The sequence below is a fragment of the Larkinella harenae genome, from assembly GCF_054780515.1.
This window is the reverse complement of the sequence record NZ_BAAGWE010000002.1, coordinates 587,626-611,902: the sequence shown is the minus strand read 5'-3', so window position 1 is coordinate 611,902 and position 24,277 is coordinate 587,626. Positions and strand designations below refer to the sequence as shown.

The following is a 24,277-nucleotide window of genomic DNA, read 5'->3' as shown; positions in this document are numbered from 1 at the left end:
CGCCTTCGGCAGCAGCGACAAGGAGTCGGTCTTTTTTCACATCAATTGCTTCAACGGGTTGACGGTGCAAGTTTACTAACGTACAATTTTTTCTTGCTACTATCTAATGATCAAAAGGGTGGACAAATCGTTCGGATGTGTGAAAAACCGTTCAATGAGGTGGATAAACCGTTCAATTTAGATTATTCCGGTATTTTTTAGTCACATGGCAATTAATATTGCTTTGCAAACGTGCACCGCCAGCCCGGCGGTTTCCACTAAATGGGCGTGGGTATCGACGGTGCATTTATCCTTTCAAGACTAAATCCTATGAAAAAAAATGGTAATCATGCCAGCCGGTGGCTCTGGTTCGCACTGCTGGTATGCCTGCAAATTCCATCCCTGTTGCTGGCGCAGCAAACCGCTCCGGTAACGGGAAAAGTAACCGGCGCTGGGGGAGATCCCATTCCCGGTGCCAATGTGGTGGTGAAAGGAACTACTACCGGAACCGCCACGGATGCCTTGGGTAATTTTAGTTTAAACGCTCCGTCGAACGGCGTGCTGGTGGTTTCGTCATTGGGCTTTGCCTCGAAAGAAATCAACCTGGGTGGGCGGAGTCAGATCACCGTGACGCTGGAAGAAGATCAGAAAGCGCTGGAGGAAGTCGTGGTGGTGGGGTATGGGACGCAGCGGAAAAGCGATGTAACGGGTTCATTGTCGTCGGTAACGTCAAAAGAAATTAAATCCGTACCGGTAACGGGGGTTGGGCAGGCGTTGCAGGGCCGGGCCGCCGGGGTGCAGGTAACGCAGGCATCCAACGCGCCGGGGGGCGGAGTCACCATCCGCATCCGGGGGGGCAACTCCATCAACGCCGGAAACGAGCCGTTGTACGTGATCGACGGTTTTCCGGTTTACAACGAAAGCGGAGCCAACCTGAACCCCAACGACATCGAATCGATGGAAATCCTGAAAGATGCTTCGGCAACGGCCATTTACGGGTCGCGGGGTGCCAATGGGGTAGTGATCATTACAACCAAACGGGGGAAGTCGGGTCAGAACCGCATCGAGTTTGAGTCGTACTATGGCGTTCAGCAGGTGCGGAAAAAGCTACCGTTGCTGAATGCCACGCAGTATGCCGAACTGGTCAATGAAGCCAACGTGAACGCGGGCCGGGCACCGGTTTTTACGCAGGAGCAGATTGCCGGTTTTGGCGTCGGGACCAACTGGCAGGATGAAATATTCCGTGAAGCCCCGATCCAGAACTACCAGCTGACGGCTTCGGGCGGAAATGAAAAAACGCGGTATGCGGTTTCGGGTAACTTCCTTGAGCAGCAGGGTATTATCATTAATTCGAAATACGACCGGGCCTCGTTTCGGTTCAATTTCGACCATAAGATCAACGATCGGTTTAACATTGGTACCAGCCTGAACGTAATCCGGAGCCGTAACAACGCCGTTCCGACGGATGCTGATGGGGGAACCAACGGAACCGTCGTTTACAGCGCCCTGAATTTCTCGCCCACGCAGCCGGTTTACAACCCGGATGGTACGCTGGTGGTTTTCAACACGCCCGGCCGGATTCAAATTGGTAGCCCGGTGGCCCAGGCGCTCGGAACGTTTAACAAAACCGTCGGCACGCGGATGATGGGGAGCGTGTTTGCCGATTACAAAATTCTGCCCGGACTAACGTTCCGGACGAGTTTCGGGGCGGATGTGAACTATTCCAAACGCAGCCTTTATCTGTCGCGGAATACCGCAGCCGGAACGCAGCTGAGCGGTCAGGCGTCCATTCTGAATACCCAGTCATCGACCTGGCTGAACGAAAATACGCTGACCTACGTCAAGACGTTTGGCGACGTACACAACCTGACGTTTCTGGCGGGCTACACCATGCAGGGCAACCGCTGGGAAAGCGCCGAAGCCCGTTCGCAGGGGTTTGCCAACGATATTTTGACGTACGAAAACCTGGGATCGGCATCGATCGCGCTGGTGCCGGCTTCATCGGCCAGCAACTGGCAACTGAATTCGTACATCGGTCGGGCCAATTATGATTACGCCGGAAAATACCTGGTCACGGCTACGGTACGGGCCGATGGTTCGTCGCGGTTCGGAGCCAGCAACAAATGGGCGGTTTTCCCGTCGGCTTCGGTGGCCTGGCGGTTGTCGGAAGAGGATTTCCTGAAGGGCAATGCCGTGATCAATGATTTGAAGCTGCGTGCAAGCTACGGACTGAGCGGGAACCAGGAAATTCCCCAGTACCAGTCGCTGGCAACCCTCGGAACGCAGAATGCTAATTTCAACAACACGGTGGTGATCGGCGTCGGACCGTCGCGCGTGGCCAACCCGGATTTACGCTGGGAAACAACCGCCCAGATGGACATCGGGATCGATGTGGGCGTTCTGAACAACCGCATCACGCTGACGGCGGATTATTACAACAAAAAAACGACCGATTTGCTGCTGTCCGTTCCGCTGCCGTTCGTGTCGGGTTATGCGTCGGCGCTGCAAAATCTGGGAAGTATTCGTAACCAGGGTTTTGAACTGGGTATCAACTCGACTAACCTGACGGGCGGGTTCAAATGGACCACGGCGTTTAACATTGCCGCCAACCGCAACAAGGTCCTGAATCTGGGCGATCAGACGGAGTTTGCCGCGGGTGAAGCCAGCGGTCACCTGCAATTACCCAACTCCGGTCTGGTGCGGGTGGGTGAGCAGATCGGTCTGTTCTACGGTTATCAGACGGACGGTATTTTCCAGAATCAGGCCGAAATTGATGGTTCGGCGCAGAAAACCGCCAAACCCGGCGATCGGCGTTACGTCGATCAGAACGGAGACGGCGTGATCAATGCCAGTGACCGCGCCATTCTGGGATACGCTCAGCCGAAACTATTCGGTGGTCTGACCAACACGTTCTCGTACAAAGGGGTGGAGTTGAGCATTTTCATGCAGGGAACGTACGGCAACAGCATCTTTAATATCAACCGCTTCGAGCAGGAATCGCTGACGGGCGTGAGCAACCAGTCGACCACCACGCTCGACCGCTGGACACCGACCAATCCGAGCAACGAGGTTCCGCGCGCCAACGCCGTTGGGAATGCTTACGTGATTTCAAGCCGCCAGATTGAGGACGGTTCGTACCTGCGGGTGAAAAACGTCAACCTTTCGTATACACTGCCTTCCGAACTGGTTAAAAAAGCGAAACTGTACAACGTAAAGGTGTACGTGAGTGCCCAAAACTGGATTACGTTTACCAAATACACCGGTTTTGATCCCGAGGTAAACCGCTTTGGGCAAAATACGCTGAGCCAGGGCACGGACTACGGCAGCTATCCGGGCAACAAAATGATCCTGGTTGGACTGAATATTGGACTATAACCCGCCCTATTTACCACTATGAAAACGAATCGATTTTTTCTACTGGCCGCATTGGCGCTCGGGCTGGGAGCCTGTTCGCTGGATGAAACGCCCCCGTCTTCGCTGGCGCCGGTCAACTTTTATACCAATGCCGCCGATGCTGCGGCCGCCGTCAATGCCGTTTACGACATTGCCAACCAGGTGGGCGACCAAAGCCGTAATTTTATCATCATGGGCGATTTGCCCGGTGATGACATGGACCCGCTGTCCAACAACGCCGACCGGGTGCAGATCTGGAGTTTTCAAACCATCCCGACCAATAGTGTGGTGACGCAGACCTGGCAGATCATCTATCAGGGCATTAACCGGTCCAATGCTGCCATTGATCGGATTCCGGGTATTTCGATGGACGAAAACCTGAAAAAACGGCTCGTTGGTGAAGCCAAATTTCTGCGGGCCTACTATTATTTCTACCTCGTACGTTGGTACGGTGGCGTGCCCCTGATGCTGACCGAAACGCAGTCGTTGAGCGCCGGAAAAAACGTGGCCCGGGCCAGCGCCGATGAGGTCTATGCGCAGATTATCAAAGATTTGACGGATGCCGAAGCCTCGCTGCCCGATAAGTTTTCCGGGGCCGATCTGGGCCGGGTGACGGCGGGTGCGGCCAAGGCCATGCTGGCGCGGGTTTACCTGACGCGCAAGGATTTTCCGAACGCCCGAACCAAAGCCAAAGAAGTCATCGACAACGCTGCCAAGTACGGCTACGGGTTGTTTGATCGATACATTGACGTGTTCGCGATTTCGAACAAAAACGGCAAGGAGTCGGTATTTGAAATTCAGTTTGTGGGCGGAGGAACCGGCCAAGGAAGCGGGATGGTGACGTATTTCGCGCCGGAAAACTCACCGGTTACGGGCCGCGGTTTTGGGTCGTTCTTCCCGACAATGGATCTGTATAACAGCTTCAAAACCGGCGATAAACGGCAGGAACTGTACATCAATTCGTACGTCGATGGGGCCGGAAAAACCGTTAATACATTCCAGCATTTCAACAAATATGTCGATCCGTCGGCCCGGACTTTTGGCGATGCCAATAACAACTTCCCGATCATTCGGTACGCTGATGTGCTGCTGATGTTTGCCGAAGCCGAGAACGAAATCAGTGGCCCCACGGCGGCTGCACGCGATGCCGCCAACCCCATCCGTCGCCGGGCGTTCGGGTTGCCATTAACCACCGCATCGACGGTTGATTTTTCGGCCACGCTAACCAAAGAAGCGTTTCGGCAGGCCCTTTGGGACGAACGGCGCTGGGAGTTCTACGCTGAAGGCCATCGCTGGTTTGATCTGGTCCGGACCGATCGGCTGGTACCTGTTCTGAAAGCGAAAGGCAAAACCAACATTACCGAGACCCACAAGCTGTTTCCGATTCCGCAACGCGAACGCGATCTGAATCCGAATCTGACGCAGAATCCGGGCTATTGATCCAACGCCGGGACCGAAAGCGAACTCACCAGGATCTTTTCAGAACCGTTGCGCCGTTCACCGGGTTACGCCAAAAGAAACCAACAACGGTTTTCTTTAATCATGCAAATGGTATGGCTGACAAGGATCTGAAAGAGTACGAGGAGATGTTGGGCGGTGGCCAGACGGGTGATAAGCAGAACAATGGCCCCCAGCACGGATCAACCGGCGGACGCCGGGGAACCTCAAAACCGAGTGGTAGCAAAGGGAGCAAAAGCGGAGGTGGCTCCAGTGGCGGCACCAAAGGTGGACATAGCAGTTAATGAAAACTCAATCAGCCCGGCAATGCCGGGCTGATTGAGTTTCCGGAAAACCGAGAATACGTTTTCGATGCTGCCCGTCGTATTGATCAAAACGGATAGCTGACATTTTTCGGCAGGGCTTCTACGGCCAGTTTCATCCATTGCCCGTTGATCTTGATGACAACGATGTTATTATCTTTATCGTAGAAGATAGTTCCGTTTCCGCTGTTTTTTAACTCCTGATAATTAACGTGTTTCGCGTCTTCGGCGTAGTTGGGTTCTGCATCTGCCGTTGGCTTCTCCGGCAAAACGGAGTCCCGGCCGATGTTCCCCAGCGTCAGTGCGTTGGTCATTTTCAAAGAGCCGTAAAAAATGGCTTTGTCGCGGCTGAATAGGAAAGAGTGTTGCCGGACGTCCGAGCCGATCCGAAACCAGTTGTAAGCGGGTTCGGCGTGGGTGTAAACCGTGCTGTAGTAATACAGTTCGGCCACCGGTTTTTCTTCTTCAATGTGTTTATTGACCAGCATCGTAATGCGGGATTTATCGTCTTTGGCGTAGCCTTCAAAGACGTGGTAGCCCCAGCGTTTGCGGTTCCGCTCGTTTTCGTTGCCCCGGACCTGGATCATGTACGGGGTGCTCAGAATACCGTTGACGGTGGTATACATTGGCGTGATCTGCGGGTTAAATCCAAAATTATAGCCCCGTTCTTTCCAGCGGTTCCAGGTGGTGTCGACGTCGGACGCAAGTTCCAGCCTTTTCAACGCAGATTGCTCCGAACCCGGAATCAGCTTTACATACGGGGAGCTGTTTGCCGGGGTGTTTTGGGCCTGAATGGAAAAGGTAGTTAGGAGTGAAAAGCAAATAAGCAGAGCAGTACGCATGGTCAATGAGTTGAGGGTGATCGATGTTATCAAAAAACAAGGCCTAATATCTTCAAAAAAGACGGTATTACGGTTCTGATTTGGAGGTTCAAAGGAGATAGTAGCGGGTAGCGATGGCCAGTTTCGCTGCTGAAGAGGCCGGATTAGGTAAGAAAACCGTTTCTTTGCACCAAAACACGACCACAAGCGAATAGCTTTGCAGAGGATTCCGATTTTTTCTATTTTCAATTCACTATTTACTCAACAAGATCAAAACTCCTTGACGGGTTGGCAGCACGTTTGCACGAACTAAAAATCGGTTACCCGGCACGTATGAAAAAAAAATACCTGCTTCTGCTGGCTGTTTTGGGGGGTATGGGGGTTCTGGTTGCGTGGACTATCTCCCGGTCCCGCACGTTCCAGTTTTTCGGTGAAGTGTATCCCCGGGTCAAGACCACCCAGAAAGTGGTTGCGCTGACTTTCGACGATGGGCCAACCGAACGCACCGACAGCATTCTGGCTATTCTGCGTGATCTGAATATCAAAGCCACCTTTTTCCTGATCGGGCAGGATCTGGTTACTCATCCGCTTGAAGGCGAAAAAATCGTGCGGGCGGGGCACCAGGTAGGCAATCATACGTACTCGCATAACCGCATGGTACTCAAAACCTACGCCTATACGCGGGATGAGCTTGAAAAGACGGATTCGCTGATTCGCCGGGCGGGGTTTCGGGATGAAATCGTGTTCCGGCCCCCGTACGGGAAAAAGCTGCTGGTGCTGCCGTATTACCTCCAGCAGACCAACCGGAAAAGCATCATGTGGGATGTGGAGCCGGAATCCTACGCAGCAAACCTGAACGATGCTGTCAAAATTACGGAGCATGTTTTGGAACATACCCAGCCAGGATCGATTATCCTGTTGCACGTCATGCACGGCGATCGGAATGAATCGGTGAGGGCCATCAAGGGGATCGTCGAAGGGTTAAGGCAGCGCGGTTATGGATTCAAAACCGTTAACGAATTGCTTCAGTTACGGGATCATTCCAGCCCATAAAACCGTTCTGAAAAAACCGGTTCTGTCCGGGGGGACGCTACTGATAAAAACGAAAGGGCGTGCTCGTTTCCTTTCACTTATAAGGTACATCATGCAAAATCGTATTTACAGACACTTTCGGGAGTTTTTGAAGTCGGGTTCGGTGGGGGGCGTCATTCTGATTCTCTGCGTGCTGATTTCGCTGCTCATTGCCAATTCACCGCTGGGCGCATCCTTTGAAAAGCTGCTGTCGGTACCGGTTGGGTTTGCGAGCTCAACGGTACACCTGAACTACCCCCTTCTCACCTGGATCAACGACGGTTTGATGGCGATCTTTTTTTTACTGGTGGGGCTGGAAATCAAACGAGAGCTGCTCGAAGGGGAATTGTCATCGGTCAAAAAAGCCGCTTTACCAGCCTTTGCAGCGTTGGGCGGGGTCATCGCACCGGCGCTGATCTACACGCTGTTTAATTACAACACCCCAACGGCGGGGGGCTGGGGCATTCCGATGGCAACCGATATCGCTTTTGCGCTGGCCATCATCACGCTGTTGGGGAAGCACGTGCCGAATTCACTGAAGGTATTTCTGGCGGCTTTGGCGATTGTGGATGATCTGATGGCTATCATCGTTATTGCGGTTTTTTACTCGACCGATTTACACGGTATCTACCTGGCTTACGCGGTAGCGCTCTTTCTGGGATTACTTACGTTGAACTGGCTGGGTGTGAAGAAACTGGCATTTTACCTGATTCCGGGCCTGTTCATCTGGTATTTTATTCACCACTCCGGAATTCATGCCACCATTGCTGGCGTGCTCACGGCTTTTGCCATTCCAACAACGCCCGACAACAAAACGGATTCTCCCCTTGAGAAGCTCGAACATAGTTTGATGAAGCCGGTCAATTTTGTGATTATGCCTTTATTTGCGCTGGCCAACACCAACATCCGGTTCGAACTAGGAATGCTTGGAGGAATGGCTACGTCGCTGGGGCTGGGCGTTGTATTGGGGTTGTTGGTTGGCAAGCCGCTGGGTATCAGTTTGTTTTCTTGGTTGTCTGTAAGGCTCGGATTGAGTAGCCTGCCGACGGGGGCCCGCTGGGCTCACGTCTTTGGGTTGGGTATGCTGGGCGGGATCGGTTTTACGATGGCAATTTTTATCGCCATCCTTTCCTTTCCCGACCAGCCAGCAATTACCTCCCAGGCCAAATTTGTGATCCTGACCGGTTCAGTATGCGCGGGGGGACTGGGGTATACGTTTTTGAAAATGATTAGCAAAAAACAAGCGGTGCGGGAAACCGTTGGCTAAACCGTCGCCATTTCCTTTCGCTCGCCAATCTGTTGCCGCCACATGGCGTAATATAGGCCTTTCTGCTCCAGTAACTCGGCGTGGCCCCCCTGCTCGGCGATATGACCTTTTTCCAGCACAAAAATGCGGTCGGCGTGTAAGATCGTGCTCAACCGGTGAGCGATCAGGATGGTAATGTGTTGCCGTGACCCCGAGAGCTGGCGGACGGTTTTTCCAATTTCTTCTTCCGTCAGCGAGTCGAGAGCGGAGGTGGCTTCGTCAAAAATCAGGAGGGTGGGACGGCGCAACAGGGCACGGGCAATGCTAAGGCGCTGCTTTTCACCACCGGACACTTTTACGCCACCCTCGCCGATTACGGTGTCGAGCCCCTGCGGGGCGCGGCTCAGTAACGTATCGGCGGCTGCCTGACGGAGCGCCATGAGGCATTCTTCGTCGGTCGCATTGGGGGCCACAAAACGGAGGTTTTCGCGGATGGTTCCGGCAAAAAGCTGGGTGTCCTGGGTTACAAAACCGATTTGTTCGCGCAGTTCGTCGAGGTCAATGTCTGTTCCGGCAATTCCGTTGTACAAAATGCGTCCGGCCATCGGGTTATACAAACCGACGAGCAGCTTGACCAGCGTGGTTTTTCCGGAGCCGGATGGCCCCACAAAGGCGACGGTTTCGCCTAGTTTTACATCGAACGAAATACCGTCGAGAGCCGGTTTGTCGGCCGACAGGTGTTTGAAGCGCACCTCGTCAAAAGCCAGCGTCTGAATTTTGTGAACGGCTTGCGGGTGCGTTGGTCTAACATCGCGGGGTGTATCGAGAATCTGCTGAAAATTCGTCAGCGACGCTTCCGTTTCCCGGTAAATGTTGATGATGTTGCCCAGTTCTTGCAGCGGGCCAAAAATGGCAAAGGAATAAATAAACAAGGAGAAAAATTCACCCACCGTGATGCGTTCCTGAACCACCAGAAAGAGCATCAGCAGCATGATTGCGTTTCGTAGCAGGTTGACAAACGTGCCCTGGACGAACGAAAGCGAGCGCACGTAGCGAACTTTCTTGAGTTCCAGTTGCAGGATTTTGTCGGTGGTGGTATTGAGCCGTTGGGTTTCCTGCTGGGCCAGGCCGAGGCTTTTGACCAGTTCGATGTTGCGCAGGCTTTCGGTGGTCGAACCGGCCAGGGCGGTGGTTTCGGTTACGATTTTCTTCTGGACAACTTTGATTTTTTTACTCAGCAGCGAGCTGACGAAACCGAGCAGCGGAATTGTGAGGAAATAAACGGGCGCGATGGGCCAGTAAACCGTGCTGGCATACCACATGACAAACACAATACCGACGACGGAGGTAAACAACACATTGACAAACGATTGGATAAGCTTCTCTACATCCGTCCGTACTTTCTGGAGCTTGCCCAGGGTTTCGCCCGACCGTTGGTCTTCAAAGACCTGATACGGTAGATCCAGTGAATGGCGCAAACCGTCGGAATAAAGCCGGGCACCCAGTCGTTGGGTGATGACGTTGACGTAATAATCCTGGAAGTTTTTGGCAATGCGGCTCACCATCGCAACGCCCAGCGCCTGTAAAATCAGCAGCCCGGCACCGTCGCTCAGGAAGCTCATAAAATCCAGCTTCTGAATGGCCGAACCCGGTTTAACGACATATTGGTCGATAATCTTCCGGAAGATATACGGGTCGAGCATCGAGAAAATCTGGTTAATAGCTGCCAACAGCAGGGCCAGAATGAGCAGAGGCCAGAAATGGCGCAAATAGCTGTAAAGTAATTTCATAGGCTAAAAAAGATCGGTCCGTTGGGGTACGGTTTTTAGCCGGGGCGAAAAGGGGCTTTTCTACTGAACGCCCCGCAAGCGGTTTTCGCGCTGAAATTCTTTGATCAGCTTGGTATTCCCGGCCAGCCAGATAACATCGCCAGCCTGGAAAAAGGTCGTTGAATCCGGATTTAAAATGCGGGTGCCTTTTCGTTCAATTCCCACGATGAGTCCCTGGGTTTTTTCGCGGATGCCGGAGTTGCGGATGCTCTGGCCGATGAACGGGAAATAATCATCGACGGCAATTTTCTGGAGCGAAATTTCCTGGGCGGGGGTTACCGGTGCCTTGCTGGCCGGAGCCGGTTCAATGACCGTGTTAAACTGTTCCAACTGCTGATCAGTGCCGATCACGGCAATTTTGTCGCCGGGAAATAACCGCTCGTTGCGGCCCGGCACCAGCATGGTCATGCTGCCCCGGGCGATGGAAATTACGTTGACGCCGTATTTTTCCCGCAGGGCCAGCTCCGAGAGCGTGGCACCCACGCCCGGCGATTCGGCGGTTACTTCGAAATAAGAAAGGTGGGCATCCCAGGGCAACAGGTTGCGGCCCATTCGGGTCTCCTGCTGAATCTGTCGGGCGTTCAGGTTGAGCAAAAACCGGTTTTCGATCAGGTCATAAATCAGGGGAAGCCGTTTGCCAAACACCAGCCAGATCCCGGCTGCTACGACCAGAAAAAACAGGATAATACTCACGGGGAAGAACTGATCCAGCAGCAGCAAAACCAGCCCAATACCAATGATGGCGCGGGTTACGGCCAGCGTTACGAGCGGCCCCCGGTACGAACGCCGTTCGGTCCAGAGCCGGGTGTAAACGGGTTGGTTGATACGTTTCAGCATAAGTGCCCACAAAAAGGGCGTTATCAGAACGAACGATAGGAAACCGGCCAGGGGTTCGGCCCAGGGAATATCGATCAGTTCAGCCGAAACCATAGGCAGAAGCCAGCGCGAGCTAAACAGGATGATACCGAGAATCACAACGGTATTGACAATGATAATTTGCAGGTGTTCGCGCAGCAATAAGTACCAGTCGCTCACGCTGCCGATGGTTTGCGCGCCGGAGCTGTAACTGCTCAGAAACAGCTTGGTGCGGGGGCTAAGCCGCTTTTCGATCCAGTTGTAGAGCGGACCGGATGCCCGGATCATGTAGGGCGTCGTAAAAGCCGTCAGGGCGGATACCGCAACGGCGATTGGATACAGAAAACCGCTGGTTACCTTCAGGTTCAGGCCCAGGGTGGCAATGATGAATGAGAATTCACCAATCTGGGCTAAACTCATGCCGGTTTGGAGCGATTGTTTCAGCGGCTGGCCTACCACCAGGGCTCCGAGCGTGACATTAACGGACTTACCAACAATGACCACTACCGTAATCAGCGCAATCGGACCCGCGTATTGAACCAGCAGCGTGGGATCAATCAGCATCCCGACCGAAACGAAAAAGACGGCCCCAAACAGGTCTTTGATGGACGTCAGCAGGTGCTCAATGCGTTCGGCATAAGTGGTTCCGGCCAGAATGGAACCCATGATGAAAGCGCCGAGCGCTGGGGAGAATCCAACGTTGGTGGCAATAACGACCATGAGCAGGCACATCGCCAGCGAGATAATCAGCAGGGTTTCGTCGGTGATGAACTTCCGGCTGCTGCGCAAAAAAGAAGGTACCAGAAAAATCCCGGCGATAAACCAGATCACCAGAAAGAACGCGAGCCGCATGATGGCCACCAGCATATCGGGACTGAAAAACTGCTTACTGACGGCCAGGGTAGAGAGCAGAACAAGCAGCAACACCGCAACAATGTCTTCGATGACCAGAATGCCAAATACGATACCGGCAAATTGCTGGGTTTTGACGCCCAGTTCTTCAAACGCCCGAATGATGATGGTTGTGGATGAAATGGCCACAATACCGCCCAGAAAAATGCTGTCCATCGTTGACCAGCCCAGACACATACCCGTTAGATAGCCGAGCAGAATCATGGCCGAAATCTCGAACACGCCCGTCATCGAAGCGGTGCCGCCGATCTTGACCAGTTTTTTGATATTAAATTCCAGCCCCAGGCTGAACAGCAACACAATAACACCAATGTCGGCCCAGATCCGGATGGTGGCCGGGTCGGAGATGGTAGGAAATAGCGAAAACTTGGGGCCAACCAGAACGCCCGCCAGGATGTACCCCAGCACGAGCGGTTGCTTGAGCCATTTGAAAAGAAGCGTCGTAATGGCTGCGGCTCCCAAAATAATGGCAAGATCGATGATCAGGTGTGGTAGATGAGCCATAATTGGAAAAAATGTATTTTTATCGACTTTCTGCCTAAACAGAAGTACAGATAAGCAAAAATTGGGTATTCTTACAATAATACGACCTTTTTAGCCCTAATCTGACGGATTTAACATATAATCGTAGAAAATTTCTTGGGATTAGGATGACCTTACAGATTCCTTTCAACGCTCCTTTTTCTTCTGTTTCAGCTAGTTGTCAGCGCCGGACTGGAACTGAAAAAAACGCATTGAAAGATACTGACGGGCGGGGAATACGGTACGGCTTTCTGTAAACAACTGAACAGGCTGGCGACAGGTTCCAGACCAGCGAGCGAACGGGCGGTGGCTCCGAAAAATAGTAGCGTAAACAAGTGAAATAACGAATCAATTAACCCTACGTATTATGAATAGTTCGAGTAAATCCCGTCGGGAGTTTATCAAGAAAACGGTGGCCGGTACCGCGACTTTATCGTTGGGGGGTATTTTGCCGGGTTTTAGTCCCAAAAGCTACGCCAGTATTCGGGGCGCGAACGAGCGCATCAAGGTGGGCGTGATGGGTGTAAATTCACGGGGGCTGGCCTTGGCGAGCAATTTTGCCCTTCAGAAAAATTGCGAGGTCATCTATATCTCCGATGTCGACTCCCGGGCTTCCGATAAGTGCATTGCTACCGTAGCGGATTTGCAGAAAAGCCGTCCGAAAGCCGCTCCCGATTTCCGCAAAGCACTCGAAGACAAAGACCTGGAGGCTCTGGTGGTGGCCGCTCCGGACCACTGGCACGCTCCGGCGGCTATTCTGGCCTGTCAGGCCGGGAAGCACGTTTACGTGGAAAAACCGTGTAGCCACAACCCCCGCGAAGGTGAGTTGCTGATTGCGGCAACGGAAAAGTACAAACGTGTGGTGCAGATGGGCAACCAGCGCCGGTCGTGGCCCAACGTGGCCAAAGCCATCAAAGAGGTTCAGGGCGGCATTATCGGTCGCCCGTATTTTGCCAAAGGCTGGTATACCAACAACCGGGCCTCCATCGGAACTGGCAAAGAAGCCTCCGTGCCATCGTGGCTGAATTACGATCTGTGGCAGGGACCAGCCCCGCGCCGACCGTTCAAAGATAACCTCCTGCATTACAACTGGCACTGGTTCTGGCATTGGGGAACGGGCGAGGCCCTCAACAACGGCACGCACATGGTCGACCTGATGCGCTGGGGACTGGGGGTTGAATATCCGACGCGGGTTTCGTCGGCCGGTGGGCGCTATCGCTATAAAGATGATTGGGAAACGCCGGATACCCAGGTGATTACGCTGGAGTTTGATAATAATACCAGCATGGTCTGGGAAGGTCGTAGCTGCAACGGTCGTACCATCGAAGACAACAGCGTGGGCGTGGTTTTTTACGGCGATACCGGTTCGGTTACCATCGAAAGCGGCAACACGTACAAAGTTTACGATTTGCAGAACAAGCTGGTCAAAGAAGCCAAAAATGACTTTGTGATCGATCCGCGCGACCGCATGAATCCGTCGCAGGCGCTGGATGCGATTCATATCCAGAACTTTTTCGATGGCATCCGGAAAGGCACGGCGTTGACGGCCGACATCAAGGGCGGTCACCAGAGCACCCTACTGTGTCAGTTAGGAAATATTGCCCTCCGGTCGGGCGAGACACTGAACATCGACCCGAGCAACGGACACATCAAAAACAAGGGAGTGATGAAGAAGTACTGGTCGCGGGATTACCAATCTGGTTGGGAACCCAAGGTTTAAAAACCGCTCTGATTCACTATTCCTTTACTCCTTTATCCTTTTTTCTGATGAAAGCATCTGTGGCGGCAGTTGAAGTAAGCACGTTAAGCAAACGGGATACGCTAATTTCGATCCTGATTATCGGGCTGTTATTTTTTATTTTCGGATTTGTTACCTGGGTCAACGCCATTTTGATTCCATATTTCAAAATTGCCTGCGAACTCACCAATTTTCAGTCGTATCTGGTCACCTTTGCCTTCTACATTTCCTATTTCGTCATGTCCGTACCGTCGTCGTATCTGCTGAAAACGACCGGTTTTAAAAAGGGAATGATGGTAGGCTTTTGGGCGATGGCGCTGGGGGCGTTCATTTTCGTGCCAGCCGCCATGACCCGGACGTACGAAATTTTTCTGTTGGGGCTGTTCATGATCGGTGTCGGGCTGGCGGTGTTGCAAACGGCAGCCAACCCGTTTATTACCATTCTGGGGCCGCAGGAACGGGCCGCCCAGCGAATCAGCATCATGGGAATCTGCAACAAAGGGGCGGGGGTGCTGGCGCCTATTCTGTTTGCAGCCGTGATTTTGCGGGCCACGGATACCGATCTGTTTGCGCAACTGCCCACTATGTCGCCCGCCGAGAAAAGTGCGGCACTGGATGCGCTGATCCGGCGGGTGATCATGCCTTATTCGGTGATGGGCGTGGTGCTCATCGGGCTGGGGTTGATGGTACGGTTTTCGCCGTTACCAGAAATCGACACGGAGCAGGAATCGGCGGCAGTGGCGGCCGCCAACTCCGGAAAAACTTCCATTTTCCAGTTCCCTCACCTGATTCTGGGCGCGGTGGCTATTTTTCTGCACGTTGGCAGTCAGGTTATTGCTGTTGATACGGTGATCGGGTACGCCAACTCGATGGGTATTGATTTGCTGGAAGCCAAAACGTTTCCGGCCTACACCCTGACGGCCACAATCTGCGGGTATATTCTGGGAATTGTGTTAATTCCCAGAACCATCAGTCAGGTAACGGCTTTCCGCTTCTGTACGGTTTTGGGTACGGTTTTGACGTTACTCATTCTTTTCACCAGCGGCCCGGTCACCTTGCTGGGCCACTATGCCGATCGGTCGATCTGGTTTGTGGTGCTGCTGGGGTTGGCTAATTCGCTGGTCTGGGCGGGTATCTGGCCGCTGGCGCTGGACGGTTTGGGGCGGTTCACTAAACTGGGCGCGGCCATCCTGATCATGGGGCTGTGCGGAAATGCCATCTTGCCGCTATTTTACGGTTATTTTGCGGATTCTTACGGTGTAAAACCCGCTTATTGGGTGCTCTTTCCGTGTTATGTATACCTGATGTATTACGCATTTTACGGACACAAGGCGCGACGCTGGTCGGTTTAGCTGAAGCAGCGTGGTGTATTTGTTTTGCATTGATGGACAGAAGGAGTCAAGCGACTCCTTCTTCCTATATTGTACCAATGTTTAACCAGCGGGGAATCCATGAGTGTATACCAATCATCACGCCGTTCGTTTTTGATGGCCTCGCTGGGCCTGACGGCAGTCAGCGCAATTCGGTCGCCCAATGCTCCAACCATTACGGCGGGTCAGGTGATAGACCGGATTAAGACGCAGGTGGGAATTCCCTGGCGCGAGCAGACTGTCGATAACCTGATTGCGGGAACGTTGGAAACGCCGGTGAAGGGTATCGCCGTGACCATGATGGCTACCCTTGAGGTACTTCAGCGGGCGGCTGCTAAGGGCCTGAACATGGTTATCACGCACGAACCCACGTATTACTCTCACCAGGACCGCACGGACCCGGTGGCGCAGGACCCGCTTTATCAGCTCAAACGCGATTTTCTTCAGCAGAAGAACATGGCGGTTTTTCACTTCCACGATCACTGGCACGGGCGTCGGCCAGACGGTATAGCGACGGGGATGATTCGGGAGCTGGGTTGGGCGAAGTACAATGATCCGCAAAATCCGCGGCTGTTTATGTTTCCGGAAATGACGCTGGCCCAGTTTGCGCAGGGGATGGCATCCAAACTGAAAGTAGAAACGATGCGGGTCATTGGTGATCCGCAGCTGCCGGTTCGGAAGGTAATGACGAGTTGGGGCAATGTGAGTCTGATGCCGGGTGTTCCGTTTCTGGCCCAGGCGGATGTGCTGGTTGTGGGCGAAACGCACGAATGGGAGCTGGTGGAATACGTGCAGGACGCCATTACGTCGGGCCAGAAAAAAGCCCTGATCATTGTGGGGCACCTGATGTCTGAACAGGCGGGGATGAAATATTGCAGTGAATGGCTCAAGGAATTTGTCCGGGAGGTTCCCGTCGAGTTCCTTGCAGCACCGGAACCCTACTGGCGTCCCGACCGATTCAAAAAATAAAACCGCTGGAAAGGCCGTGAACGCCCGAAAAAGCTCCCAGATCGAAGAAAGATGATCCAGGAGCTTGCTAACACCTTGCTTTTATTCGGGCACTTCCACCTGCACCTGAAGCGAGCCCCAGTTGCTGCGGTTGGGAAGGGTCGTTCGGTTTTCGGAATCAATATCTGGCGTGAAGAGTATTTTTGCCGTGCCGGTAGCGGTTGCGGGTTTGAGTCCAAAATACGGATAAATGGTTGCATACCTGCCAATGGCTTCCATTCGGAGTTCTTTTCCGCCCGAAATTTTCGCGCGAATGGTGTAACGGCCAACAGGAATATTCAGAATCTGAAAACCGTATTCGTAAAGCTGCACTTTTTTGCGGATGATAAACGTCTTGTTTTCACCGTATAAGCCCGGACCGTCGGGCGTGAGCGTCACCTCGATTTCGGCATCTTTGGGAATATAATGCGGGGGAATGTAATAGTCTTCGGGATCACTTACGTGGTACGAAATAGATACCACTCCGCCCGCATAATTGGATTGGTCGTGGGGTTTCTGGCTCAAGATATCTTTGCTGAAAACGCCGTACGACAGCAGGACGAAGTTCTTCACCAGACCGTCGGCCGACGGAAAGTTACCTAGTTTGCCATCGGCGGAGGCCAGACTCATCACGGCGCGCCCTTCGCCGTAGTCGATGGTATAGCCAGCGGCATAGAATTCGGCGGCCCCCCAGGGAATGGTAATCTCGTAATAGCCATTGGCGTCGGTTTCATCGGATGCGCCGGAATAGAAACCGCCCGTGGCTGTAGATCGGATGCCAAGGGCGGCTCCCGACAACGGTTTTCCGTTTAAATCAGCCACGTAGCCCCGCACCACCCCCGGCTTGGCTTTCAGGGCCGGAAAGTTGGGCATACGGGGAACGGTATTTCCCATGACGTTCACATAGCCGTCGTTGGCACCCAGCGTAAAGGTTTCGGAACCGTTAATCACTGGCAGGGCAGGTTGTTGGCCCCAGGTGGTGTTTGCGCCCCCGTCGGGCGAAGCAGGATCTTTGGAGCAGCCTGCCAGGAGCAAGATTGCCAAACAAAGAAATCTAGTTTTCATGGATGCTATTCGTCATGTCGTTTTTACAAAAATAGCCTCCGGTCGATGGTCGTGAGATGGTTATTATGTTAGTGTACCGGCTGATTATTTAAAAAGCAGAAAAGTGATGTGAGCAGTTAGTAAGGTTGAAAAAAAGAAGGATAAAGATGGGTGGATTGTTGTCTATTTTCAGGGCTGTAATTCGAATTAAAAATAGATTAAATAGATGTATTTTTAGGTTGTGTACAATCAAATTATCGTGTTTTAATGATCTGATTTATAGTATTTTATGGTGTTTTTTTATTAAACGGTAATTAATTTTAAATTAAAAGATGGTGTGTTTTCGGTAGTCGGATAAAGGTGTTATTTACTTTGTGATAAGTAAGAAAAATGGCATCTTATCCGCTCTGTCCCATGAAAGCAATCATTACTTTAAGTAGTCTTTTTTTAGCATTATTGACCCTTCCGGTATCAGCCCAGTCCATTGTTAATTTGGCGGGTTCGGTACGGGAAATGGGGAGCCGTACCGCCCTGCCAGGCGTTAACGTTTTTGCACCTGCTCTACAGAAAGGCACCTCGACCAACGCCGATGGATCGTATAAAATAGCACTACCAGTAAAAGACAGCCTCGTCGTCACGTTTTCATTTGTGGGGTACGAAACCGTGTCCCGGACTATTTTTCCACATACCCAACAGGCCGTAAACATTGAGCTGATGCCGGGGCAAACCCTGACGGAAGTGTCGGTGAAAAGCCACACGGGACAACCCAAAGAAAGTGACGTTGCCCAGCTGAGCCGGATTGCGGTATCGATGAGCCAGCTCAATAAAATTCCCGCTCTGATGGGTGAGAAAGACGTGCTGAAAGTAATTCAGCTAATGCCGGGTGTACAGAAAGGATCGGAAGGAAATGCCGGTGTGTATGTTCGGGGCGGTGGGCCGGATCAGAACCTGATTACCGTCGACGAAGCCGTTGTGTATAACCCCAGTCACCTGCTCGGTTTTTTCTCGGTCTTTAACGGCGATGCCCTTCAGCATGTGGAGCTGACCAAAGGCGGGTTTCCGGCTCGTTACGGCGGGCGCTTGTCGTCGGTTATCGAAATGGGCATGAAAGAAGGAGATAAAGAAGGAATCCATGGAACGGGCAGCGTGGGTCTTATTGCCTCCCGTTTCACGCTGGAAGGGCCCCTGAAAAAAGGGAAAGCGTCGTTTCTGGTGTCGGCCCGCCAGTGTTACCTGGGTGCATTGACGAGATTGATTCCCGCCAGCCCGGAGTCTGGTCTTCCTTCCCGTTCGGGCTTTGGGGATTACAACGCCAAACTTTCCTTCGATCTGGGAGCCAATGATCAGTTGTACCTGAGTGGCTATACGGGTTCCGACCAGTTTGAAGCGCAGCGTGTGTCCGGAAACCGGGCGCTGAATGCCAGCATGGGTTGGGGCAACACCACCGGGACCTTGCGCTGGAGTCACCAGTTCTCGAACACCGTGTCGGCTCATACTGCTCTGATCGTTAGCCAGTACCGGATGCGGGTTTCGAATGAAGAGGCTAGCGTTGCTCAGAATGCGTCAGCTCAGCCTAACGTTTTTCAATTGAACTACCAATCGAATATCCGCGATATTTCGTTAAAACATGACCTCGATGTAGCGGCTGGTAGCAGGCATCAACTGCGTTTCGGCTTCCAGGTAACTCCGCACCGGTTTACGCCCAGCGCCGTTGTGACGTCCTCCGTGGAGACGAACATTTCCGGAAAAACCAACCAGCCCATCAATGTCATCGAATCGGGTGTTTATGCCGAGGATGTCTGGCAGCCAACGGATCGCTGGCGGGTCAACGCCGGGCTGAGGGTGAGCCATTTCTGGCACAAAGATGCGCAGTATGTTCGGCCCGAACCCCGGTTGTCGGTAGGGTACAAGCTGCCCGCCGACTGGACGATTAAAGGTGCTTATGCCCAGATGAACCAGTACGTACACATGCTATCGAGCACGGGCGTGGGCTTGCCGACCGATCTGTGGGTTCCGACAACTGACCGGGTGAAACCGCAACAATCGGAGCAATTTGCCCTGGGATTGGTGAAAGATTTTGCTTCGGATCTCACGCTGACGGTAGAAGGCTATCACAAAACCATGAAAAACAACATCAGCTACCGCGAAGGAGCGAGCTTCCTGCTGACCGACGAAAAGGCGCGCTGGGAAGATAATGTAACGGCTGGGAAAGGATGGTCGTACGGCGGAGAGGTGATGCTCCAGAAAAAAGCGGGACGGTTGACGGGTTGGCTGGGGTATACGCTGTCGTGGACACAGTGGCAGTTTGCCGATCTGAACGGGGGCCGTCCGTTCTTCCCCCGCTACGACCGTCGGCACGACTTCTCTGTGGTGGGGGTTTACGAATTGAGCAAACGTTTAACCCTTTCCGGCACGTGGGTATACGGCACGGGGCAGGCATTAACGGTGCCCTCGTCCCGCTATGCGGTCAGCGTCAACAATCCCGAGCATACGGGTAGCCCCTTTACGGGTACGCAGAATGTGAAAGATTATGGGGACAAGAATAGCTTCCGGGCCGAACCGTACCATCGGATGGATCTTAGCCTGCAATTTCACACCCGAAAGAAATCACGCGAAAGTATTTGGGAGTTAAGCGTGTACAATGCTTACAGTCGCCGGAATCCGTTCTATTACTCGCTGGAAAGCAAGGTAGCTGTCGAAAACAAGCCGTCAAAAACCGTCTTGTACCGGTATTCGCTGTTTCCCGTGGTTCCTTCGATCAGTTACACCTTCAAGTTTTGATTACCAGCGGGTTACTATAAGGAGTTTCTTTGTTTAAGGTAATGTTGTGAAGTGTAAAAGCCGTGGTGACACGGCTTTTTTGTTTTCAGTGTGCATTAATTCACTTCCTAAGTTACGGTTTTTCTATTATCGGCTACTTTTCCTTTGCTGCGTTGCCGAAAAAGTACAAAACGCTTTCCGATAACTTCTACGCTCCAGACGTAACGCCTTCCTCCGCACAATTACCCGAAGGTGTAAACGGGGCTTCTGCATTTTGACCTCAACCGTCTTTTGAGTTCTGGACTCACCTCCGGTTTTATTCCTGCTAACCGAAATGTCAACTACTATGGTAATTCCATATAAAATTGAGTCTGTTTTAAATCCAATTTGAATTTAAGTTTCTTCCTGATGATTTACAGCTTTTTAAGCCGTTTTAATGTTCGTTAATTACTTATAATAATATGAGTTTTTGCGTGTATGAAAATAGGTAATTAATTATACATGATTTACTGTTTTAATTAAAATGAAATTAAAAGTATTCTTACGGTTACATATATCGCCATTCAGTTTATTTTGATGTAATATGTTGATAGAAAGGAGTTTGTGTAAAAAATGCCAACCCATTTTCTATAGGAGAACTATTATTTCCGGATTAAAAGTGCAGCCGCTTTGCAGAGAAAATGTGTCTTAATTGCTTATTTTGTATAAGTAAAATTACTTATGAAATTTCAGTGCCGGAAAATAGCGAGTTAACCAGGTTAGTTCTTATACGCTAGCCGTTTTTGGGAATGATTTCAAAAGTAGTTTGATACAAGTTTAATACCATAAAGTGCATCTCTGTCACCTTCTCTCTTAAAACTATCATGAAACCGATTTATGCCTTATTTGTACTGATTTGTTTATTAGCCACCGCCTGCCAGGACATGCGTCAGGAAATTGAGCCGGAAAGCCTCACCCGGGTTGATAAGAAACTCGTTCTTCTTGGTTTCATCTCTCCCCAGGACACCATTGTTGCAGTACGGGTTGGTATGACGCGCCCTATTGCCGATGCGAATTACACGTCCAACTACGGAGTCGTTAAGAATGCAAGCGTAACGTTGTCGACCGGCGGACAATCGGTTCAGCTCACGTACAACGGCAAAAATGATTATTACCAGATTGATGCGAAGAAGTTTGTGATCCGGGCCGGAGAAACGTATCAATTAAGTGTCAAAACCCCGGAGGGCTTACAAGCTTCGAGTGTTTGCACGGTTCCTCAGTCGGCCCGTCTGCAAAAAGTGCGGCTGGATTCTGCCGAAGATGCCAGCCATCAAAAACAATATTTCGTTCGCTATTTCTGGCAGGATTCCCCCAAAACCGCCAATTATTACCAGACTAACGGTTTGTTTGTGTACGCGAAATCATGCCCAACGTGCAAAACCGATGCAAATCCAAAGCTGACCTCTGAAAACCAGCCGGTGTTGTTTGAAGCCCTGGGACAGATCAGTACCTTGCTTTCCGATCAGTCGAAAGACGGAAGCGTGCTGGAATCGTGCCGTGGTTACCTGAGCCAAAGCAAGGTTAATCAGGTTGTAGCCGAAAAAGCTACTTTTTTTAGCCTGTACGAAAAAGCATCGGTAAGAGCCACATTGCTGAATGTGGATGAAGCCTATTACAAGTATCATCAGGCCCTGGAGTTGCAGAAAAAATCAGAAAGCAATCCATTTGCCGAGCCGGTTTTAATGCCAAGTAACATCAACGGAGGGTTGGGCTGCTTCGCAGGCTACAACCAATCTTCCCTAATGATAAATTTAAAATGAGTATACCTTTGCAGTCAGCCGTAACTTGACACCAAGTTACGGCTGACTGCATCAACAGGGTTGTATTTCGTTGACTAACAGGGTATAGTACAGTGCGTGCCCGGGGGTTGATCTGCTTAACGATCCCAGTACCAAAGTGGCTGGAGGGTCGACGGAAAAGACCAGTTGGGCCTCTTACAAAATCCTTGAACAACGGGCTGCCGAGTCGGTTATCTTTTTGGATAAACTGCTCAATTGTGTCTTCACCCACTGCCGCTACAACGTCGTCTGCCCCCAACAAATGGATGATTCTGGGAACGCTCATGTTCGGAACATTCATGTCGACCCTCGATAGCAGCATCGTCAATATTGCCCTGCCCACCATCCGGCGCGAACTCAATGCTGGCGATGGGGTAGAGTGGATTGTGTTGTGTTACCTGCTGACAACCACCAGCACACTGCTCATTATGGGTAAGTTATCGGATTGGGTGGGGCGTCGGCAGCTTTACATTACCGGATTTTGTGTCTTTGTGCTGGGGTCCCTGCTTTGCGGGTTGGCCTGGAGCCTATGGTCACTGGTGGCTTTTCGGGTGGTGCAGGGGCTGGGAGCTTCCATGATTTACGCCGTGGGTCCGGCCATTATCGGCGATACCTTTGCTCCGCAGGAACGCGGACAGGCGCTTGGCCTGATGGGGTCGGTGGTTGCCGCCGGTTCCAGCGCCGGCCCCGTTTTGGGCGGTTTTTTGCTAGGACAGTTCGGGTGGGCGAGCATTTTCTTTGTTAATGTGCCCATTGGGGCGCTGGCTATCTGGCGGGCCTGGGCTATTTTGCCCGAAAGCCCGAAAATGACCAATCAACGGTTTGACCTATTGGGTGCCACGCTGTTTCTGCTGGGTGTCATTGCCTTGTTGACGGGGCTGGATTTTGGGTCGGAGCCGCAGTATGGCTGGGATAATTCGCTGGTTATTGCGTTGCTGGTTGTAGGCGGTATTCTGGTGCTGCTTTTTCTGCTCTGGGAAACGCGGGTCAGCGAACCGATGCTGCAACTCAGTCTGTTCCGAATCTGGCCCTATAGTTCGGCTATTCTGGCGGCTTTTTGCGGTTTTGTGGCTTCGGGTGGCAATTTGTTCATCATTCCCTTTTTCCTGCAACAATTGCTTCAGCTAAGCCCCGAACGCGCCGGATTGGTGCTGTTGGCGGGACCGTTGACACTCAGCCTGGTTGCTCCGTTGGGCGGTTATCTGGCCAGCCGGATCAGTACGCGGTGGTTGTCCAGCATCGGATTGCTTATTACGGCCAGCGGTTATTTTGCGTTCTCTTTTCTGGACGCCGACTGGGACTGGCGGTCGGTTATCTGGCGAAGCGCTCTGGTAAGTATGGGATTTGGGCTGTTTCAATCACCCAACAGCAGCAGTGCCCTGAACGCGGCTCCCTGGGCACAACGCGGCATTGCCAGCAGTGTCATTGCGTTCATGCGCAACCTGGGATTTGTGGTGGGAATTGCCCTGGCGGCTGCGGTCTGGTACAGCACCCGAAACCGGTACGCGCTGGCACACGGCCTATCCCCGGAATCCACACCGGCCCAATTGTTGGGCATGCATTATACGTATCTGGTCATGACGGGCCTGGTACTTACGGGTGCCCTGATTTCGTTTTCGCGCGGAAAAACCGTTCCAATCTCCCAAAAACCGGAGACCGGACTGGACGAAACTTCCTGAAAGACAGCTCTGAAGAGCGGTCAGTCGTACGCTAGAGATCGGTGATCAACCATCAGACAACGGCTTTGCACCACCAGGATGCCCGCTTGCGCCAGTTGCCGGGCTACTTCATCGTTCCGGATACCGGACTGAAACCAGACGGCTTTCGGTTTTTTCGCCAGGATGTCGTCTACATGCGCCGGAATATCCTCCGAACGCCGAAAAACGTTGACGAGGTCCACATCTTCGGGAATGTCCGCTAGTTTTCGGTACACGGGTTGGTTCAGAATTTGGGTCACATCCGGGTAGTAAACCGGTACCGGAATAACCGTGAACCCCGCCGAAGCCAGGTAGCTGGGGACGTAAAAAGCAGGCTGATACGCCTGCGCTTCCGTTTTGATGCCCAATACGGCAATTGTTTGAGTCTGGTCGAGTAAGTCCGCGATCCGGGCCCGATCCGTGATGATGTTTTCCTGCCAATCGTTCATAGTGTTTTAACCCCAAAAGCCCGGGGA

General features: G+C 52.2%; 16 protein-coding genes. 11 read left to right on the top strand and 5 right to left on the bottom strand.

The window, feature by feature from the left end:
• Positions 1-309: 309 nt before the first annotated feature.
• From ACYVH9_RS13920 to ACYVH9_RS13910, 3 genes are all read left to right on the top strand, one after another.
• On the top strand, positions 310-3,354 hold the full coding sequence (locus tag ACYVH9_RS13920; protein ID WP_460636965.1) for a SusC/RagA family TonB-linked outer membrane protein: 3,045 nt from the start codon (positions 310-312) through the stop codon (positions 3,352-3,354).
• Between the two features lie 18 nt (positions 3,355-3,372).
• A complete protein-coding gene (locus ACYVH9_RS13915; protein WP_460636964.1) occupies positions 3,373-4,812 on the top strand; it encodes a RagB/SusD family nutrient uptake outer membrane protein in 1,440 nt (479 codons plus the stop codon).
• Positions 4,813-4,925: 113 nt separating this feature from the next.
• Positions 4,926-5,114 carry a hypothetical protein gene (locus ACYVH9_RS13910; protein WP_460636963.1) on the top strand — a complete coding sequence of 63 codons (189 nt, stop codon included), beginning with the start codon at positions 4,926-4,928 and terminating at the stop codon, positions 5,112-5,114.
• A gap of 86 nt (positions 5,115-5,200) precedes the next feature.
• On the opposite strand, the gene ACYVH9_RS13905 is transcribed toward ACYVH9_RS13910, so the two are convergent.
• Positions 5,201-5,974 (bottom strand): hypothetical protein, encoded by a 774-nt coding sequence (locus tag ACYVH9_RS13905; RefSeq protein ID WP_460636962.1) that lies wholly within the window; start codon positions 5,972-5,974, stop codon positions 5,201-5,203.
• Positions 5,975-6,286: 312 nt separating this feature from the next.
• Between ACYVH9_RS13905 and ACYVH9_RS13900 the strand changes: the two genes are divergently transcribed.
• Together ACYVH9_RS13900 and nhaA are read left to right on the top strand one after the other, a co-directional pair.
• Entirely contained in the window at positions 6,287-7,006 is a 720-nt protein-coding gene (locus ACYVH9_RS13900; RefSeq protein WP_460636961.1) for a polysaccharide deacetylase family protein, read from the top strand.
• A gap of 91 nt (positions 7,007-7,097) precedes the next feature.
• Entirely contained in the window at positions 7,098-8,291 is a 1,194-nt protein-coding gene (gene nhaA / locus ACYVH9_RS13895) for a Na+/H+ antiporter NhaA (protein ID WP_460636960.1), read from the top strand.
• Here the strand turns inward: nhaA and ACYVH9_RS13890 are convergent.
• The gene (locus tag ACYVH9_RS13890) at positions 8,288-10,060 is read right to left on the bottom strand and encodes an ABC transporter ATP-binding protein (RefSeq protein ID WP_460636959.1); all 1,773 of its coding nucleotides are present in this window, start codon (positions 10,058-10,060) and stop codon (positions 8,288-8,290) included. The two genes, nhaA and ACYVH9_RS13890, sit on opposite strands and share 4 nt — an antisense overlap.
• Before the next feature lie 60 nt (positions 10,061-10,120).
• Positions 10,121-12,370 carry a cation:proton antiporter domain-containing protein gene (locus tag ACYVH9_RS13885; protein WP_460636958.1) on the bottom strand — a complete coding sequence of 750 codons (2,250 nt, stop codon included), beginning with the start codon at positions 12,368-12,370 and terminating at the stop codon, positions 10,121-10,123.
• A gap of 385 nt (positions 12,371-12,755) precedes the next feature.
• Between ACYVH9_RS13885 and ACYVH9_RS13880 the strand changes: the two genes are divergently transcribed.
• From ACYVH9_RS13880 to ACYVH9_RS13870, 3 genes are all read left to right on the top strand, one after another.
• On the top strand, positions 12,756-14,108 hold the full coding sequence (locus ACYVH9_RS13880) for a Gfo/Idh/MocA family protein (RefSeq protein WP_460636957.1): 1,353 nt from the start codon (positions 12,756-12,758) through the stop codon (positions 14,106-14,108).
• Positions 14,109-14,155: 47 nt separating this feature from the next.
• Complete coding sequence (locus tag ACYVH9_RS13875) at positions 14,156-15,478, top strand: sugar MFS transporter (RefSeq protein ID WP_460636956.1); 1,323 nt, start codon at positions 14,156-14,158, stop codon at positions 15,476-15,478.
• 99 nt (positions 15,479-15,577) lie between these two features.
• On the top strand, positions 15,578-16,465 hold the full coding sequence (locus ACYVH9_RS13870; protein ID WP_460636955.1) for a Nif3-like dinuclear metal center hexameric protein: 888 nt from the start codon (positions 15,578-15,580) through the stop codon (positions 16,463-16,465).
• An 81-nt stretch (positions 16,466-16,546) separates the two neighbouring features.
• On the opposite strand, the gene ACYVH9_RS13865 is transcribed toward ACYVH9_RS13870, so the two are convergent.
• Positions 16,547-17,548: a hypothetical protein gene (locus ACYVH9_RS13865; protein ID WP_460636954.1), complete on the bottom strand. Its 1,002-nt coding sequence runs from the start codon at positions 17,546-17,548 to the stop codon at positions 16,547-16,549.
• Between the two features lie 393 nt (positions 17,549-17,941).
• Here ACYVH9_RS13865 and ACYVH9_RS13860 point away from each other — a divergent pair, with 393 nt between their 5' ends.
• The 3 genes from ACYVH9_RS13860 (at position 17,942) to ACYVH9_RS13850 (ending at position 23,783) form a co-directional block, all read left to right on the top strand.
• On the top strand, positions 17,942-20,308 hold the full coding sequence (locus ACYVH9_RS13860) for a TonB-dependent receptor (RefSeq protein WP_460636953.1): 2,367 nt from the start codon (positions 17,942-17,944) through the stop codon (positions 20,306-20,308).
• 842 nt (positions 20,309-21,150) lie between these two features.
• Positions 21,151-22,086 (top strand): DUF4249 domain-containing protein, encoded by a 936-nt coding sequence (locus tag ACYVH9_RS13855; protein WP_460636952.1) that lies wholly within the window; start codon positions 21,151-21,153, stop codon positions 22,084-22,086.
• A 236-nt stretch (positions 22,087-22,322) separates the two neighbouring features.
• Entirely contained in the window at positions 22,323-23,783 is a 1,461-nt protein-coding gene (locus ACYVH9_RS13850) for an MFS transporter (RefSeq protein ID WP_460636951.1), read from the top strand.
• Between the two features lie 20 nt (positions 23,784-23,803).
• Here ACYVH9_RS13850 and ACYVH9_RS13845 read toward each other — a convergent pair whose 3' ends face one another.
• Complete coding sequence (locus ACYVH9_RS13845; RefSeq protein WP_460636950.1) at positions 23,804-24,250, bottom strand: CoA-binding protein; 447 nt, start codon at positions 24,248-24,250, stop codon at positions 23,804-23,806.
• Positions 24,251-24,277: the final 27 nt, after the last annotated feature.

What these genes read in the sequence shown, in the direction of transcription:
- ACYVH9_RS13855 (WP_460636952.1), top strand. Translation starts at nt 21,151, where the DNA reads ATGAAACCGATTTATGCCTTATTTGTACTGATTTGTTTATTAGCCACC.
- ACYVH9_RS13910 (WP_460636963.1), top strand. Translation starts at nt 4,926, where the DNA reads ATGGCTGACAAGGATCTGAAAGAGTACGAGGAGATGTTGGGCGGTGGC.
- ACYVH9_RS13905 (WP_460636962.1), bottom strand. Translation starts at nt 5,974, where the DNA reads ATGCGTACTGCTCTGCTTATTTGCTTTTCACTCCTAACTACCTTTTCC.
- ACYVH9_RS13870 (WP_460636955.1), top strand. Translation starts at nt 15,578, where the DNA reads ATGAGTGTATACCAATCATCACGCCGTTCGTTTTTGATGGCCTCGCTG.
- ACYVH9_RS13920 (WP_460636965.1), top strand. Translation starts at nt 310, where the DNA reads ATGAAAAAAAATGGTAATCATGCCAGCCGGTGGCTCTGGTTCGCACTG.
- ACYVH9_RS13860 (WP_460636953.1), top strand. Translation starts at nt 17,942, where the DNA reads ATGAAAGCAATCATTACTTTAAGTAGTCTTTTTTTAGCATTATTGACC.
- ACYVH9_RS13885 (WP_460636958.1), bottom strand. Translation starts at nt 12,370, where the DNA reads ATGGCTCATCTACCACACCTGATCATCGATCTTGCCATTATTTTGGGA.
- ACYVH9_RS13865 (WP_460636954.1), bottom strand. Translation starts at nt 17,548, where the DNA reads ATGAAAACTAGATTTCTTTGTTTGGCAATCTTGCTCCTGGCAGGCTGC.
- ACYVH9_RS13900 (WP_460636961.1), top strand. Translation starts at nt 6,287, where the DNA reads ATGAAAAAAAAATACCTGCTTCTGCTGGCTGTTTTGGGGGGTATGGGG.
- ACYVH9_RS13845 (WP_460636950.1), bottom strand. Translation starts at nt 24,250, where the DNA reads ATGAACGATTGGCAGGAAAACATCATCACGGATCGGGCCCGGATCGCG.
- ACYVH9_RS13875 (WP_460636956.1), top strand. Translation starts at nt 14,156, where the DNA reads ATGAAAGCATCTGTGGCGGCAGTTGAAGTAAGCACGTTAAGCAAACGG.
- ACYVH9_RS13880 (WP_460636957.1), top strand. Translation starts at nt 12,756, where the DNA reads ATGAATAGTTCGAGTAAATCCCGTCGGGAGTTTATCAAGAAAACGGTG.
- nhaA (WP_460636960.1), top strand. Translation starts at nt 7,098, where the DNA reads ATGCAAAATCGTATTTACAGACACTTTCGGGAGTTTTTGAAGTCGGGT.
- ACYVH9_RS13915 (WP_460636964.1), top strand. Translation starts at nt 3,373, where the DNA reads ATGAAAACGAATCGATTTTTTCTACTGGCCGCATTGGCGCTCGGGCTG.
- ACYVH9_RS13890 (WP_460636959.1), bottom strand. Translation starts at nt 10,060, where the DNA reads ATGAAATTACTTTACAGCTATTTGCGCCATTTCTGGCCTCTGCTCATT.